Below are 15,014 nucleotides of genomic sequence, written 5' to 3'. Positions count from 1 at the left end.
TTACTATGAAAGAGATACAATATGAAGATTTTAAAATAGAAAGTCCTTTTAGAGAATTTTCGAGGAAATTCCTCAAAAAAAAATCAGCAGTAATTTCTTTGGCATTTCTAGTATTCTTGTTAATATTGGTGGTTTTTCAGCCTACGCCATACGATATATCTGCAATTGATTATGATAATATATTGTGTGAGCCAAATTCAGATCATCTATTTGGAACTGATGAATATGGAAGAGATGTTTTAAGTCGTATAATCACAGGTACAAGAATTTCATTATCTGTTGCAATTATAGCCGTAACAATTGGTGCAATTATAGGTTCTATTTTAGGAATTATTGCAGGTTATTATGGAGGTTTATTAGAGAGCTTAATTATGAGGAGCTGTGATGTTTTATTCTCATTTCCAGGGTTATTACTAGCTATTGGTATAGTTGCTATAATAGGACCAGGACTAACCAATGTAGTTATAGCTATATCAATTTATGGGATACCAACTTTTACTAGGATTATAAGAAGTTCTACATTATCAATAAAGGAATTGCTATATATAGAAGCAAGTAAGTCTATTGGCGTAAGTGATATGAGGCTATTATTTAAACATATTTTCCCAGGAACTTTACCTTCGCTTATTGTTTCTTATACAATGAGAATGGGAACTGCTATTATATCTGCTGCTTCTCTTAGTTTTTTGGGATTTGGAGCAAGTCCTAAAAATCCTGACTGGGGTGCCATGTTATCAACAGGTAGAGATTATATTGGTGTTGCACCGCATATGTTATTTTATCCAGGGTTGATGATATTTCTTACCGTATTAGCGTTTAACTTGTTAGGTGATGGTCTTAGAGACACACTAGACCCTAAATTAGATTAAGGAGAGTTAATAGTGACAGATAAATTATTAGATGTAAAAAACTTAAAAACAGAATTTCATACAGATAAGGGAAACTTGACAGCTGTGAATGATGTTTCTTTTTATGTAAACAATGAAGAAATTGTTGGGCTTGTAGGAGAGTCTGGCAGTGGTAAATCAGTTACATCATTATCTCTTCTTAGATTGCTTCCGGAAAATGGAGAAATATCAGAAGGAGAGATTTTGTTAGAAGGTAGAAATTTAAGAGAAATGAATAAAAAAGAGATAAGAAGTATTAGAGGTAGTGATATTGCAATTATTTTTCAAGACCCTATGTCATCGCTTAATCCTGTTTTAAGGGTTGGAGAACAACTTATGGAGTGTACAAAGCTTCATTTGAAATATACAAATGACCAAGCGAGAAAACATGCTATTGATATGATCAAACGAGTAGGGATTCCTGTTCCTGAGGACATAATGAATAGATATCCTCATCAGTTGTCAGGTGGGATGTCTCAAAGGATAATGATAGCTATGGCAATGTCCTGTAATCCAAAATTATTAATTGCGGATGAACCTACAACTGCCCTTGATGTAACAATACAAGCCCAAGTAATGGAACTTATGCTAGAATTGAAAGAAAAAAATAAAATTGGAGTATTGCTTATAACCCACGATTTAGGTGTAGTTGCTGAAATGTGTGATAGAGTAATGGTAATGTATTGTGGTAGGATTGTTGAGATGGCCGATGTTAATTCTTTATTTAAAAACCCACTACATCCCTATACAAAAGGGCTGATTGCTTCGGTTCCTAAAATAGGTAGGAACTCAGATGTACTGCCCTATATAAGCGGTAGAGTTCCAGATTTATCTCAATTGCCCACAGGTTGTAAATTTGCACCTAGATGCAGTTTAGCCATAGACAAATGTCATATAGAAGAACCTAAACTTATTTATGTAGGAGAAAACAGACAATGCAGATGTCATCTTGTTAATGAGAGAGGTGAAAACCATGAGCAATAATCTTGTTGAATTAAAAGATGTACGTAAGACTTTTTTAGCTTCAAAGACACTATTTAGGAGTAATAAATATGTCCATGCTCTTAACGGGGTATCTCTTGAGATAAAAAATGGAGAAACCCTATCTATAGTTGGTGAAAGCGGATGTGGCAAAAGTACTCTAGGTAGGGTAATAAACAAGCTTTTAGATGTTGATTCAGGAGAAGTTTGGTTTGAAGACAAAAATATTACAAACTATGCTACTTCTCAAATAAGACCTTTTAGAAATAAGATGCAGATGGTTTTTCAAGATCCTTATGGTAGTCTTAATCCTAGAATGAAAATAAAAGATATAGTAGCAGAACCTCTTTTAGTACACACAGACATGTCTAAAAAAGATAGATATAATACTGTTATAGAACTTTTAGAAACTGTTGGGCTTAATGAAAGACACGCTCAAGGCTATGCTCATGAATTTTCTGGTGGACAAAGACAGAGGATAGGAATTGCTCGTGCATTGTCGGTTAATCCTAAGCTTATTATTGCTGATGAACCTGTATCTGCCCTTGATGTTTCAATACAGGCACAAGTTATCAATATATTTAAGCGTTTGCAAAGGGACTTTAATCTAACATATTTATTTATTTCTCACGATTTAAGTGTAGTAGAAATAATATCAGATAGAATTGGAGTAATGTATCTTGGATATTTAGTAGAGATAACTACGAAAGAAGAATTATACAAAAATCCTAAACATCCATATACACAGGCATTACTATCTGCTGTACCCATTGCAGATCCTAGTCATAAGAGGAATCGTATAATTTTAAAAGGAGATATACCTAGTCCGATTGATATGCCAATTGGTTGTCCATTTAACACAAGGTGTATGTATGCAATGGAACAATGCTTTAAAACAATGCCTCAACTTGTTGAGGTAGGGTCTGATCATAAGGTTGCATGTCATTTAAACTTATCATAATGGAGGATGAAATATAATGAAAAGAATTTTGGTTGCAGGATTGCACCATGAATCTAACACTTTTAATCCAATAATAGCGGGAGAGAAAGATTTCAAAGTTATATATGGAGATGATATTTTTAATAATTTTCGTGAAAATGATTCAGTAACAGGAGTCATTAAAACTTTACAAGGAGCAGGATACGAAGTAATTCCTACTGTATTTGCAAGAGCTGTTCCAAATGGTGAGGTTGATTATGATTTTTATTTAAAAATAAAAAATGAGATTTTAGAAAAAGCAAAATTTGCTTTAAAAGAGGGACCAATAGATGCAATTACTCTTTCACTACATGGATCTATGAGAGTTAAAAAACAAGGAGAAGTAGAAGGATACTTTTTAGAGGAGTTAAGAGAAGTGCTCCCTAATATACCAATTATTTCATCTCTAGATATGCATACAACTATGACGAAAAGAATGAATTACAATTGTGATGCATTTGTTGGATACAAATGTGCTCCTCATACAGATTGCTTTGAAACAGGTGAACATGCTGCAAATATGACAATAGCTGTTCTTGAAAATGGGGCTAAACCAAAATCAGCATGGGTAAGGGTTCCTATTTTAATTGCTGGAGAACAATCTTCTACTTTTGTTGAACCTATGAGGGGACTTATAAAAGTACTTAGAGAATGTGAAAAAAAAGAAGGAATAATGGCAGCTTCATATCTTATGGGATTTCCATGGGCAGATAACGAGGATAGTTCCGTAGCAGTTTATGTAGTAGCAAATGGGGATAAGGAATTAGCTGAAAGAGAAGCTGTTAAACTTGCAGAAATAATGTGGTCCAAAAAAGATGATTTTTGTTTTCATACAGAGACATATGAAGAAAAAGAAGCATTGGATATTGCATTTAAGGCAGTAAAAGAAGGCAAACTTCCTATTTATCTTTCGGATTCTGGAGACAATCCAACTGCAGGGGCTTCTTCTGATGCTACTGGATTTTTAAAGTTGATAATGGATGATGATAGGACAGATAGCCTTAAACATCCAGTAATATTTGGGGGGATATACGATCCGATAGCAACAAAACAATGTGAAGGTAGAGTTGGTGAAGAAATAACAATTAAATTTGGAGCAAAATTTGATAGCATTACTTCAACTCCTATTACAGCAACTGGAATAGTGAAATCATACATTAAAAATTGGTCTAGTAGAGGAATGCTTCAAGGTGATTTGGCTTTATTTAGTAGCTGTGGAGTAGATATAGTTCTTGCAGAAGTTCATGTAGGATATGTAACTCCGGATATGTTTACAGATTTAGGAGTTAATCCTAGAGATGCAGAAATAGTAGTTTGCAAGCTTGGATATCTTACACATGAACAAAGTTTAGTGGCTAAACGAAGTATAATGGCACTTACTAAGGGGAATACAAATGAAAATTTAAAGACATTAGACTACAAAAAAGTAACAAGGCCAATATTTCCTTTAGATGATGATTTTCAGTACAATGCTTTAGACAATTTAAATAAAAAGGAATGATAAATTTATGATATTAGAAGTATGTGTAGATTCTTATACATCTTTGATGATAGCTAAAGATGCTGGAGCGGATAGAATAGAACTATGCTCTTCGCTTAATATTGGTGGAATTACTCCAAGCTATGGATTAATGAAAATGGCAAAAGAAGTAGAGGACATAGAAATATTTGTAATGATAAGACCTCGTTCTGGTGATTTTTTATATGATAATAATGAGTTTCAAACTATGAAACGGGACATTGAGATAGTAAAAGAATTGGGATTTGATGGGATTGTCACTGGAATTCTGCTGAGTGATGGTAGAATTGATATAGATAGAATGAATGAACTTGTATATTTTGCAAACCCTCTTAAGGTAGTATTTCATAGAGCTTTTGATGATGCAAAAGATCCCGTATTAGATATTTCAAAATTAATTGATATGGGTGTATGTAGAATTTTAACTTCAGGTCAAAGGGTAAATGCATTAGAAGGAGCAGAATATATAGCTAAAATGCAAGCAGACTTTGGAAAAAACATTACAATTATGCCTGGATGCGGTGTTAATGCAAATAACATAAAAAAAATATATGAAATAACTGGATGCAGCCATTATCATATGTCAGGCAAAGTTAATATAGGTAGTAAAATGGAATACAGAGGGAATATCATGAGGATGAGTACTCCTCAGAGTGAATTTATAGTCGAAAGATCTGATTACGACTTAATAAAAAAAGCTAGAGATGTAATTGACAATCTTTAGTTATATGCAATTAACAATTTGATTAGCATATTAAATTGTTATATGGAAAGGAAATATACTATGAAAAGTTTTAAACGTATACCAAAATTTATACCGGAATTAGATCCAGGATTTATGCCAATATCCCTTCAAAATAGAGAATATAGAGAAGCACTCGCTTTAGAAGATGAAAAAGTAGATGTTAAAGTCGCAATTGTTGGACCTAAAGGGTTTGTTTCTACTACCAAACTTCAGATTTTCCCAGATAGTGCAGATAAAAATGAAGATAATATTCAATATGTAGAGCGTCTAGTTAAATCCTTAATATGGGTTAAAGGTGGATATAAAGTTATATTTGCTGGACCTAATTATATAGGACAACATTTAAAAATGGCATATACAATTGGTGGAGAAAGAGATTTTGATGTAGTGTTCATGAGAGATGTCTATGATAGAGAATTTGAAATAGAAATCACAGACTACGACAATGTACCTGAATCAAACGAGCAAGTTAAAAAGCTTGGTAGGAATTTAGAAGGATATAGAATTGGATTTGATGCAGGTGGAAGTGATAGAAAAGTATCAGCTGTAGTAGATGGTGAAGCAATATATAGTGAGGAAGTAGTGTGGCATCCTAAGATAACTAAAGATCCAGAATATCATTATCAAGGAATACTAGATTCCGTTAAAAGAGCAGCTGAAAAAATGCCTAGAGTTGACGCTATTGGCATAAGTGCAGCTGGTATATATATAGATAATCAAGTTAGAGCAGCATCACTATTTAGGGTAATTCCAAAGGAAGATTTTGAAAAAAGGGTTAAAAATATTTTTTATGATGTGGCAGCAAATATTGGAGATGTGCCTATAGAAGTAGCTAATGATGGAGATGTAACAGCTCTTGCAGGTGCCATGAGTTTCCAAGAAAATTGTATTTTAGGTATTGCTATGGGAACTAGTGAGGCAGTTGGATATGTAGATAAAAATGGAAATATAACTGGATGGTTAAATGAACTTGCGTTTGTACCTGTTGATTATAGTGAAAATGCTATAATGGATGAATGGTCGTTAGACAGAGGTGTTGGAGTTAGTTACTTCTCTCAAGATGCAGTAATTAAGCTATCTCCAAATGCAGGTATAGATCTAGATGAAAATTTGTCTCCAGCGGATAAGCTAAAGGTTGTACAAAATCTAATGGAAAAAAACGATGAGAGAGCCAAGAAGGTATATGAAAATATAGGAATTTATCTTGGATATTCCTTAGCATATTACTCGGATTTCTATGATATAAACAAAGTGCTATTACTAGGAAGGGTAGTATCTGGAAAAGGTGGAGATATTTTAATAGAAAAGGCTAATGAAGTACTAAAAGTGGAATTTAGAGAGCTTTACGATAAAATTGAACTGATTACTCCGGATGAAAAAATGAAGAGAGTAGGTCAATCTATTGCTGCAGCTAGTCTACCAAATTTATCAAAATAATTGATCAGTTACTGGAGGAATTTTGGTGAAAATCATAATAGTAGGTACAGGTGTAATGGGTATAACTCATGCAAATGCAATTAAAGACTCTGAGATACTAAGTCTAGTTGGATTTGTAGGTAGAAATTTCGAAAAAACTAAGAAAATAGCAGAAAGTTTTTCAACAAATGCGTATACTGACATAGAGGAGATGTTGTCTAAAGAAGATGTAGATATTTTAGATATATGTCTTCCTACATACCTTCATGAGTATGCAGTATCTATGGCAATTAAGTATAAAAAACATATTATGTGTGAGAAACCATTTACATTATCATGTAGTTTAGCTGAAAGATTATCAAATAAAGCTAAAAACGCTGGTATAAGGATGATGGTCTTACAAGTTGTCAGGTTTTGGCCAGAATATGTATCTATTAAAAATATGATAGACAAAAAAGTGATAGGTGAAATTCAAAATATATATATGAATAGGTTGTCTACTTACCCAAAATACTCAAGTTGGTTTAGAGATCCTTCTAAATCTGGAGGAGGGCTATATGACCTTAATATACATGATTTGGATTATTTATATTATTTATTTGGTGAGGTCAAATCCGTATATGCTACAGGACAAAAGAGCAGTAAGAATTCATATGATGCTGTAACTGCAAATATTGTGTTTGTTAGAGGAATCACAGCAACAGTTGAATGTAACATGGATATAAAAGGAGAATATCCTTTTACAACTTGTGTTAGAGTTATTGGAGAGTTAGGGGCATTAGAATATAATTCTACTTCCAGATACGATGATAACTTTGATAATGTTAAATATAATGAGTTGATTTTATATTTAGAAGATAAAAAGCCAAATAAAATTGGTGTAACTCAATATAATCCCTATCAAAAACAAATGGAGTATTTTGCTAGATGTGTTTTACAAGATAAAGATCCAGAAATAATAAATATGAATGATGTGGTCTATGTCCTTAAAATGATAAAAGCTATAGAAAAGTCGCTGGAAACTAACAATGTTGTTTTTGATATTTAATTTTTAATTTATTTTCAATACTTATATTTTTGTTCCCACAGATGAAGAATTTGTGGGAATCTTTTTAATTAGTGCTTTATATATGTAGAAGTGAGAGAAAAATATTATGGATATGATGTGTAGTTTCAACTTTTGTTATGCATACATACAAATTAAAAGAAAAAAATATAATATAGTACTTGAATAAAGCATGTCAAGTAAGTTATAATATCGAATGTAGATAACAATTACTTTTCTAGTTATTGTTATTTTATACATGCGATATTTTAATTAAAAAATAGCATTTTCATATGTCTTATTGATTCCCCACAGGGAAAATATTTTAAATATAAATAAATTTTATAAGGATTATTAAAAAAAATAACGAACTTTTAGTAATACCATTGTTTTAAGAAAGGAAAAAAATGATAATTAGAAAATCGGAACTATTAATTACTGCTGCAAAAAAAGAACAATATCCTGAAACTGTCGTACCTGAGATTGCTTTTGCTGGAAAATCAAATGTAGGTAAATCATCAATGATTAACGCAATGCTCAATAGGAGAAACTTAGCTAGAACGAGCTCATCACCAGGAAAAACTCAAACAATAAATTTCTATAATATTAATGACCAGTTCAATTTTGTTGATTTACCTGGTTATGGATATGCAAAAGTATCGAAGCAAGAAAAAGGTAAGTGGGGAGGTATGATAGAAACATTTTTCAAAGTTAGAAATCAGCTAAAAGAAGTTGTATTACTAGTTGATATAAGACATGAACCAGGTTTAAATGATCAACAAATGTATGAATGGATTAGAAGTTTCAATTATACTGGATATGTAATAGCGACAAAAGCAGATAAACTTTCTAGATCTCAACAGATAAAATGCATATCAGCAATTAAAAAGACACTAAACATTGAAGACAGCAAATTGATTTTACCTCTTTCTGCAACTTCAAAGCAAGGAGTAGAAGATACCTGGTGTTTATTTGAGAAAATATTGGGAATTGAAGATGAAAAGAAAGAAATATAATAAATTAGCAAATTATGACAAGAGTTATTAATTACTAAACCATTATTTATATATGTATATAATTACTGTTTAAAATATTATTAAGAGGGTATATTATGTGCGTAGGAGGAATGCTTTATGAATTACAAAATAGAGAAGAAAGTTCAAAGCGACATAAATATAGTGAAAAACGTTGTGGAGGACATTCTTTTAGACATTCGAGATGGATTAACAGAAAGTAATTTTTTTAACACTAAATTAATATTAAACGAATTAATTATCAATGGTGTTAAGCATGGAAACCTTGATGATATAAATAAAAGTTTATTTATTGATGTACTTGTAAATAATTCTTGTTTAATTATAAAGGTATCAGATGAAGGTAAGGGTATCAAATATAAACATAAAAAGCTAGGTGAATATGATTTTTGTGAGAATGGGAGAGGACTTATGCTTGTTGAAGGACTTGCAGATAAGGTTGATATAAATGGAAATACTGTAACATGTGTACAATATTTAAAATAAACATTTTAAAATAGTTGAAAGTTTGATATAATAAACACTGAGTAGGTATGGTGTTTATTTTTTAATTCTATTTAATCGGATTTCAAATTTATTTTTAGGTGAAAAAACATGGAAAATGTAAAATTATCAGTGCGAGAGCTAGTTGAGTATATCTATACTGGTGGAGATTTGAATACTAAAGGTATGAGACCCGAAAGGGCTTTAGAAGGAATTAAAGCACATAAACTATTGCAATCTCAAATGGGCGAAGAATATAAAAAAGAATTTTTCCTTAAACATGAATTTGAATATAAAAATATATTATTTACAATTGAAGGACGTGCGGATGGAATAATTGTAGATAACAATACTGTTACTATTGACGAAATTAAGTCTACATATAAAAATTTAGAAGATATTAATGATAATTATAATTTATCACATAGTGCTCAAGCTAAATGCTACGCATATATATATGGATTGCAAAATAATTTATATAATATAAATATGCAATTAAGATATTATAATTTAGATACTAAGAAAACAAAATGTTTATCATATAGTTATAAACAAAAAGAATTAGAGATGTTTTTTTTTGAATTAATAGACAAATATTTGTCTTGGGCGGAGACTATTATAAATTTAAATATAAATAAAAGAAAAACTGTAGATGAATTAAAATTTCCCTTTGAAAATTATAGAAAAGGGCAAAGAGAATTTTCAATAGCAGTTTTTAAAACTATAAAAGAAGGAAAGAAACTTTTTGCACAAGCTCCAACCGGTGTAGGTAAGACTATTTCAGTTTTATTTCCTGCTATAAAAGCTATGAGTATAAAGCAGAATTCAAAGATATTTTATTTAACGGCTAAGTCATCAACGAAAAATATTGCCTTCAATACAATGAAAATCATGATTGACAAGGGTTTGAACTTAAGAACTATTATAATAACAGCAAAAGAAAAAATATGCTTTATGGAAGATTGTAACTGCGACCCTGATTATTGTCCATATGCAAAAGGATACTATGATAAAATAAATGAAATATTAAAAGAATCAGTAAAAAATAATTGTCTATTTGATAGAGAGTATATAGAAAAAATTAGTAGGGAAAATGAAGTATGCCCTTTTGAATTTAGTTTAGATTTGAGCTATATGTCAGATGTAGTTATTTGCGATTACAACTATTATTTTGACCCAAGAGTATCTTTGCAAAGAGAAGATTTCTTAAAGAATAACAATGATATATTATTAATTGACGAAGCGCATAATTTAGAGGATAGGGCAAGGAATATGTATTCTCCTGAACTTTTAAAAGAAGATTTTCTACAAGTTTCAAAATTGATGAAGGACATAAACAAAAAAGTATACAAAGAATTAAAAAATGTGAATAAAAAATTTATAGATATAAAAAAATCAATGAATGAAAAAACAAGTATCATAGAAGAAGAACCTAAGGAATTTATAAAATCACTAAGGAAATTTGTAACAGAAGGAGAATTATATATAAATGATTTAAAATCTGAAGTTATCCCAGATGAATTGGTAGATCTGTATTTTAAAAGTAATTTTTTTGTTAAAATATCTGAAATATTTGATGATAATTTTTGTTATTATGCAAACTTTAATGGTGGGAATACTATTATAAGAATTTTTTTAATAGACCCATCAAAAGTTTTGAAGGAATCTGAAAAAAATGCATTTTCATCAATATTATTTTCAGCTACATTAACTCCTTTAAAATATTTCAAATATCTTCTTGGTGGAGAAGATTCTGATTATTGTCTTAAGATAAAATCTCCTTTTGATGAAGATAAACTAAAAATTATGATAGCAGCAGATTTATCTATGAAATATTCTGTTAGAGATACAAACATTGAAAAGGTGTGCGCTTATATTCATTCTGCGGTATTCGATAATAACGGAAATTATATGGTGTTTTTTCCTTCATATAACTTTTTAGATAAAGTTTATTCTGTATATGAACAAATTTATCCTAATGATAATATTATTATACATAATCAATCTATAAATGAGGAAGAGCAAAATAAAATAGTGAATAAATTTCATCAAATGAATAACGTAGTACTTTTTACAGTTGTTGGGGGTGTTTTTTCAGAAGGAATTGATTTGCCCCTTGAAAAATTGGTTGGGGCAGTTATAATAGGTACAGGTATACCACAGCTTTCATTTGAAAGAGATATAATCAAAGATTATTTCAATGAAAAATTCAATATGGGTTATGAATTTGCATATAAATATCCTGGATTCAACAAAATATTGCAGTCAGCAGGTCGTGTAATAAGAACAGAAAAAGATATAGGAATAACATTGCTTATAGATTCAAGATTATGTCAACATTCATATGTTAAATTGTTACCTCAACATTGGAACAATTTTAAAAAGGTATACGGAGTAGATGAATTTAGAAATGAAAACAATCTATTTTGGAAAGAAAAGAGGCTAAATTAATGATTAACATTGTATCTGAAAATAATGTAAGAAATGGTGAATTAATAGCAAAAAAAGATATAGAACAATTATTGGAGCAATATAATACAAATATATATGAAGTTATACGCGTAATAAATAAAAAGCCAGTTTTTTTAAAAGAACATTTTAATAGAATGAAAAGAAGTATAGAACTTAGTAAGTTAAATAGCAAATTGCAATACGTGGAATATAAAACATTTATAGAACTTCTAATAAACGAAAATAGCTTTGAAAATTGCAACATTAGGGTGTCTTATTTAAAAAAGGATGATGAAACTTATTTAATGTATTTTGTTAAAAGTTATTATCCACCAGAAGAACTTTATGAAAAGGGAATTTCTGTAGTTATGGTAACAAAACATAGAAAAAACCCTAATATAAAATTTTATGAATCTGATTTAAGAGAAGGTATAGATAAAATTTTGTCGAAAAAAAATGCATTTGAGGCTATTTTGATAAATGATGATGATACTATTAGCGAAGGAAGTAAATCAAATGTGTTTTTTGTAAAAGGTGATACACTTATTACATCTAAAGATAGTTCAGTGCTTTTAGGAGTTACAAGAGAAAAGGTTATTGATGTATGCAATAGAAATGGAATAAAAGTTGAAAAAAGAGATATTTTTGTAAGGGAAATCAAATTATTGGACGGTGCATTTATAACAGGAACTTCTATTAATGTTCTTCCGATTAAAAACATTGATGATATAGTACTTGATTCATCTAATAATGAAATAGTAAAGAAGGTTTCTGATTTATATTTAAATGAAGTAAATTTAAATATAAATCAAAATAAATAAATTTCCCAAAAACACAAAAATGGCCTCGGGGCCATTTTTGTGAAGCATTAATATGCATAAAAGGGGTATTGGGAATATATTTTGGCTATCGGGGGGGATAACCAAACTTATTATAGCAAATATACTAAACCTTTGCAAGCTTTTTTTGTCGAAATTAGTTATAAATTAGTTGTAGTTCTCTGACTTATTTAGATTTCAACATATTTAGAAAAAGCACAAAGCAAATGTAAAAAACTAACAAGAGGTAGTCATGGAAATTTACTTAGATAATAGCGCAACAACAAAAACTAGAGCTGAGGTAATGGAATCAATAATAGACATATATGAAAACAACTATGGAAACCCATCTTCTCTTCATCGGATGGGAATGGAGATTGAGAAAAAAATTGACTGGGCAAGAAAATCCGTAGCGAAAGTAATCAATGCCAGAACAGAGGAAATTTATTTTACAGGTGGTGGAACTGAAAGTAATAATATTGCTATACTAGGCTACTTGTCTAATTTTTTTATTTCGAAATGTGTAGATAAAACTTTTAATGTCATAACAACTAAAATAGAGCACCCTTCAGTATATAATATTTTCAAACAATTTGAAAGTGTTTTAGATGTTAGATATCTTGACGTTGATAGCAGTGGAAAAATTGAAATATCTGAATTAGAAAATAGAATAGATGAAAATACATTACTTGTATCCATTATGCAAGTAAATAATGAATTAGGAACAGTTCAAGATTTAGATAAAATAATAGAAATAGTAAAAAGTAAAAACAGAAGGACAAAAATTCATGTAGATGCTATACAAGCATTCGGTAAAATGAAAGTGGATACTAAAAAGACTTTAGTTGATACGATGTCATTTAGTAGTCATAAAGTTCATGGACCCAAAGGTGTTGGTGGATTATATGTAAGGTCAGGTTATAAAATTAATCCAATATATTTTGGTGCTAGCCAAGAAAAGGGAATAAGACCTGGAACTGAAAATACAGCAGGAATAGTGGGTTTTGGAAAGGCATGTGAGCTAATTTGTGACAATTTCCAAGCTGAAACAGAAAAATTATATAATTTAAAAAAACAATACGGTATGAGGTTAATTCAAAAAATAGATGATATTAAAATTAACAGTGATTTAGGTAGAAATAGCGCACCTCATATATTGAGTATATCCTTTAAGAATATAAGAGGTGAAGTTTTAGTACACTATTTAGAGCGTAAAGGTATTTATGTTTCTACGGGTTCAGCATGTTCTTCAAAAGTTAAAAGCGATAATAGAATTTTAAAATCAATTGGATTAAACAAAGAATATGTTGATGGTACAATACGAATTAGTTTTGGACATTATAATAGCGTAGACGAAATAGAATATGTGGTAAATACTATTAAGCAATCAGTAAATGAAATAAGAATGATTATGAAGTAATGTAAAAATGTGAAATAATACTTAAGACAATAAAATAAAAAATGAAGGGAAATAATTATGTATAATTTACTAGCAGTTAGCTTTGGAGAAATATTTCTAAAAGGGAAAAATAGAAATACATTTGAGAAAAAAGTCATTGAACAAATCAGGTCATCATTAAGAGGATTTAGTGATATTGTTGTTTATAAGGACCAAGGAAAAGTATTCATAGAAACAAAAAATGAATATGACATGGATGAAATAATAAATAAAGTAAAAAAGATTTTTGGAATTGTATTAATAAGCCCATCTATTAAGGTGGAAAAAGATGTGGAAATTATAAAAAATAAGACGAAAGAATTGATAAAATATCTTTGTAGTAAACAAAATATAAAAACATTTAAGGTAGAAACTCATAGAAGTGATAAAACATTCCCTATTAAATCAATGGATTTTAGCGCAATTATGGGCGAAGAAATTTTAAATGAATTTGAAAATTTAAGAGTTGATGTTCACAATCCTGACATTTACGTTTATATTGACATAAAAAATAGCGCTTATATTTCATCTGAAAAAATTAAAACTGTAGGGGGACTTCCTGTTGGTACAAGTGGTAGTGCCTTGTTATTGTTGTCAGGGGGTATAGATAGTCCCGTAGCAGGATATATGATAGCTAAAAGAGGTGTTCAAATAGAGGCCCTATATTTTCACACTTATCCTTTTACCAGCGAAAGAGCAAATGAAAAGGTTAAGCATTTAGCTGAATTGTTAGAAGAATATTGTGGAAAAATTAAATTGTACAGTGTTAATATACTTGAAATACACAAGGCAATTAAAGAGAACTGCAGAGAAGATGAAACTACAATATTAGCAAGAAGATTTATGATGAGAATAGCTGAAAGAATAGCTAAAGATAATAATATTGATATGCTTATAACTGGTGAAAGTTTAGGTCAAGTGGCAAGCCAAACTATGAAATCAATGATTGTAATTGAAAATTCAATTGATATGCCAATTCTTAAACCTGTAGTTGGTTTAGATAAAACTGAAATTATGGAGATAGCTAGAAACATAGGGACCTATGAAACTTCAATTTTACCTTATGATGATTGTTGCTCTGTTTTTGCTCCAAAACATCCATTAATTAAACCCAAATTACATGTAATAGAAAATGCTGAAAGCAATTTAGACGTTGATGGTTTGATTGAAAAAGCATTATCTACTCTTGAAATTTTGTAATACCATATTCACATTATT

General features: G+C 30.0%; 13 protein-coding genes. All 13 read left to right on the top strand.

Features of this window, described 5'->3' with window-relative positions; translation table 11 throughout:
- Window positions 1-5 precede the first annotated feature (5 nt).
- Window positions 6-869: an ABC transporter permease gene (locus J2Z76_RS03435; RefSeq protein ID WP_209510608.1), complete on the top strand. Its 864-nt coding sequence runs from the start codon at window positions 6-8 to the stop codon at window positions 867-869.
- 12 nt (window positions 870-881) lie between these two features.
- Window positions 882-1,871 (top strand): ABC transporter ATP-binding protein, encoded by a 990-nt coding sequence (locus J2Z76_RS03430; protein ID WP_209510607.1) that lies wholly within the window; start codon window positions 882-884, stop codon window positions 1,869-1,871.
- Window positions 1,861-2,829: an ABC transporter ATP-binding protein gene (locus J2Z76_RS03425; protein WP_209510606.1), complete on the top strand. Its 969-nt coding sequence runs from the start codon at window positions 1,861-1,863 to the stop codon at window positions 2,827-2,829. The genes J2Z76_RS03430 and J2Z76_RS03425 overlap by 11 nt, the downstream gene beginning before the upstream one ends.
- 16 nt (window positions 2,830-2,845) lie before the next feature.
- The gene (locus J2Z76_RS03420; RefSeq protein ID WP_209510605.1) at window positions 2,846-4,348 is read left to right on the top strand and encodes a M81 family metallopeptidase; all 1,503 of its coding nucleotides are present in this window, start codon (window positions 2,846-2,848) and stop codon (window positions 4,346-4,348) included.
- 7 nt (window positions 4,349-4,355) lie between these two features.
- A complete protein-coding gene (locus J2Z76_RS03415) occupies window positions 4,356-5,090 on the top strand; it encodes a copper homeostasis protein CutC (RefSeq protein ID WP_209510604.1) in 735 nt (244 codons plus the stop codon).
- A gap of 60 nt (window positions 5,091-5,150) precedes the next feature.
- The gene (locus J2Z76_RS03410) at window positions 5,151-6,548 is read left to right on the top strand and encodes an ROK family protein (protein ID WP_209510603.1); all 1,398 of its coding nucleotides are present in this window, start codon (window positions 5,151-5,153) and stop codon (window positions 6,546-6,548) included.
- A 25-nt stretch (window positions 6,549-6,573) separates the two neighbouring features.
- On the top strand, window positions 6,574-7,575 hold the full coding sequence (locus J2Z76_RS03405) for a Gfo/Idh/MocA family protein (RefSeq protein ID WP_209510602.1): 1,002 nt from the start codon (window positions 6,574-6,576) through the stop codon (window positions 7,573-7,575).
- A 404-nt stretch (window positions 7,576-7,979) separates the two neighbouring features.
- A complete protein-coding gene (gene yihA / locus J2Z76_RS03400) occupies window positions 7,980-8,588 on the top strand; it encodes a ribosome biogenesis GTP-binding protein YihA/YsxC (RefSeq protein WP_209510601.1) in 609 nt (202 codons plus the stop codon).
- A 117-nt stretch (window positions 8,589-8,705) separates the two neighbouring features.
- Window positions 8,706-9,092, top strand: a complete 387-nt coding sequence (locus tag J2Z76_RS03395) for an ATP-binding protein (RefSeq protein WP_209510600.1) — start codon at window positions 8,706-8,708, stop codon at window positions 9,090-9,092.
- Between the two features lie 108 nt (window positions 9,093-9,200).
- On the top strand, window positions 9,201-11,540 hold the full coding sequence (locus tag J2Z76_RS03390) for an ATP-dependent DNA helicase (RefSeq protein WP_209510599.1): 2,340 nt from the start codon (window positions 9,201-9,203) through the stop codon (window positions 11,538-11,540).
- Window positions 11,540-12,361, top strand: coding sequence for an aminotransferase class IV (locus tag J2Z76_RS03385; RefSeq protein WP_209510598.1), 822 nt, complete (start codon window positions 11,540-11,542; stop codon window positions 12,359-12,361). Before J2Z76_RS03390 ends, J2Z76_RS03385 begins: the two co-directional genes overlap by 1 nt.
- A 250-nt stretch (window positions 12,362-12,611) precedes the next feature.
- Window positions 12,612-13,778: a cysteine desulfurase family protein gene (locus tag J2Z76_RS03380; protein WP_209510597.1), complete on the top strand. Its 1,167-nt coding sequence runs from the start codon at window positions 12,612-12,614 to the stop codon at window positions 13,776-13,778.
- 57 nt (window positions 13,779-13,835) lie between these two features.
- Window positions 13,836-14,996 carry a tRNA uracil 4-sulfurtransferase ThiI gene (gene thiI / locus J2Z76_RS03375; RefSeq protein ID WP_209510596.1) on the top strand — a complete coding sequence of 387 codons (1,161 nt, stop codon included), beginning with the start codon at window positions 13,836-13,838 and terminating at the stop codon, window positions 14,994-14,996.
- The last annotated feature ends 18 nt before the right edge of the window (window positions 14,997-15,014 follow it).

It is taken from the genome of Sedimentibacter acidaminivorans (assembly GCF_017873955.1).
GTDB classification, from domain to species: domain Bacteria; phylum Bacillota; class Clostridia; order Tissierellales; family Sedimentibacteraceae; genus Sedimentibacter; species Sedimentibacter acidaminivorans.
This window is presented reverse-complemented; position numbering and strand designations above follow the sequence as displayed.

Excerpts from the sequence above, each read along its gene's own strand:
- J2Z76_RS03435 (WP_209510608.1), top strand. The coding sequence starts at position 6 with ATGAAAGAGATACAATATGAAGATTTTAAAATAGAAAGTCCTTTTAGA.
- J2Z76_RS03425 (WP_209510606.1), top strand. The coding sequence starts at position 1,861 with ATGAGCAATAATCTTGTTGAATTAAAAGATGTACGTAAGACTTTTTTA.
- J2Z76_RS03420 (WP_209510605.1), top strand. The coding sequence starts at position 2,846 with ATGAAAAGAATTTTGGTTGCAGGATTGCACCATGAATCTAACACTTTT.
- J2Z76_RS03415 (WP_209510604.1), top strand. The coding sequence starts at position 4,356 with ATGATATTAGAAGTATGTGTAGATTCTTATACATCTTTGATGATAGCT.
- J2Z76_RS03410 (WP_209510603.1), top strand. The coding sequence starts at position 5,151 with ATGAAAAGTTTTAAACGTATACCAAAATTTATACCGGAATTAGATCCA.
- yihA (WP_209510601.1), top strand. The coding sequence starts at position 7,980 with ATGATAATTAGAAAATCGGAACTATTAATTACTGCTGCAAAAAAAGAA.
- J2Z76_RS03395 (WP_209510600.1), top strand. The coding sequence starts at position 8,706 with ATGAATTACAAAATAGAGAAGAAAGTTCAAAGCGACATAAATATAGTG.
- J2Z76_RS03390 (WP_209510599.1), top strand. The coding sequence starts at position 9,201 with ATGGAAAATGTAAAATTATCAGTGCGAGAGCTAGTTGAGTATATCTAT.
- J2Z76_RS03385 (WP_209510598.1), top strand. The coding sequence starts at position 11,540 with ATGATTAACATTGTATCTGAAAATAATGTAAGAAATGGTGAATTAATA.
- J2Z76_RS03380 (WP_209510597.1), top strand. The coding sequence starts at position 12,612 with ATGGAAATTTACTTAGATAATAGCGCAACAACAAAAACTAGAGCTGAG.
- thiI (WP_209510596.1), top strand. The coding sequence starts at position 13,836 with ATGTATAATTTACTAGCAGTTAGCTTTGGAGAAATATTTCTAAAAGGG.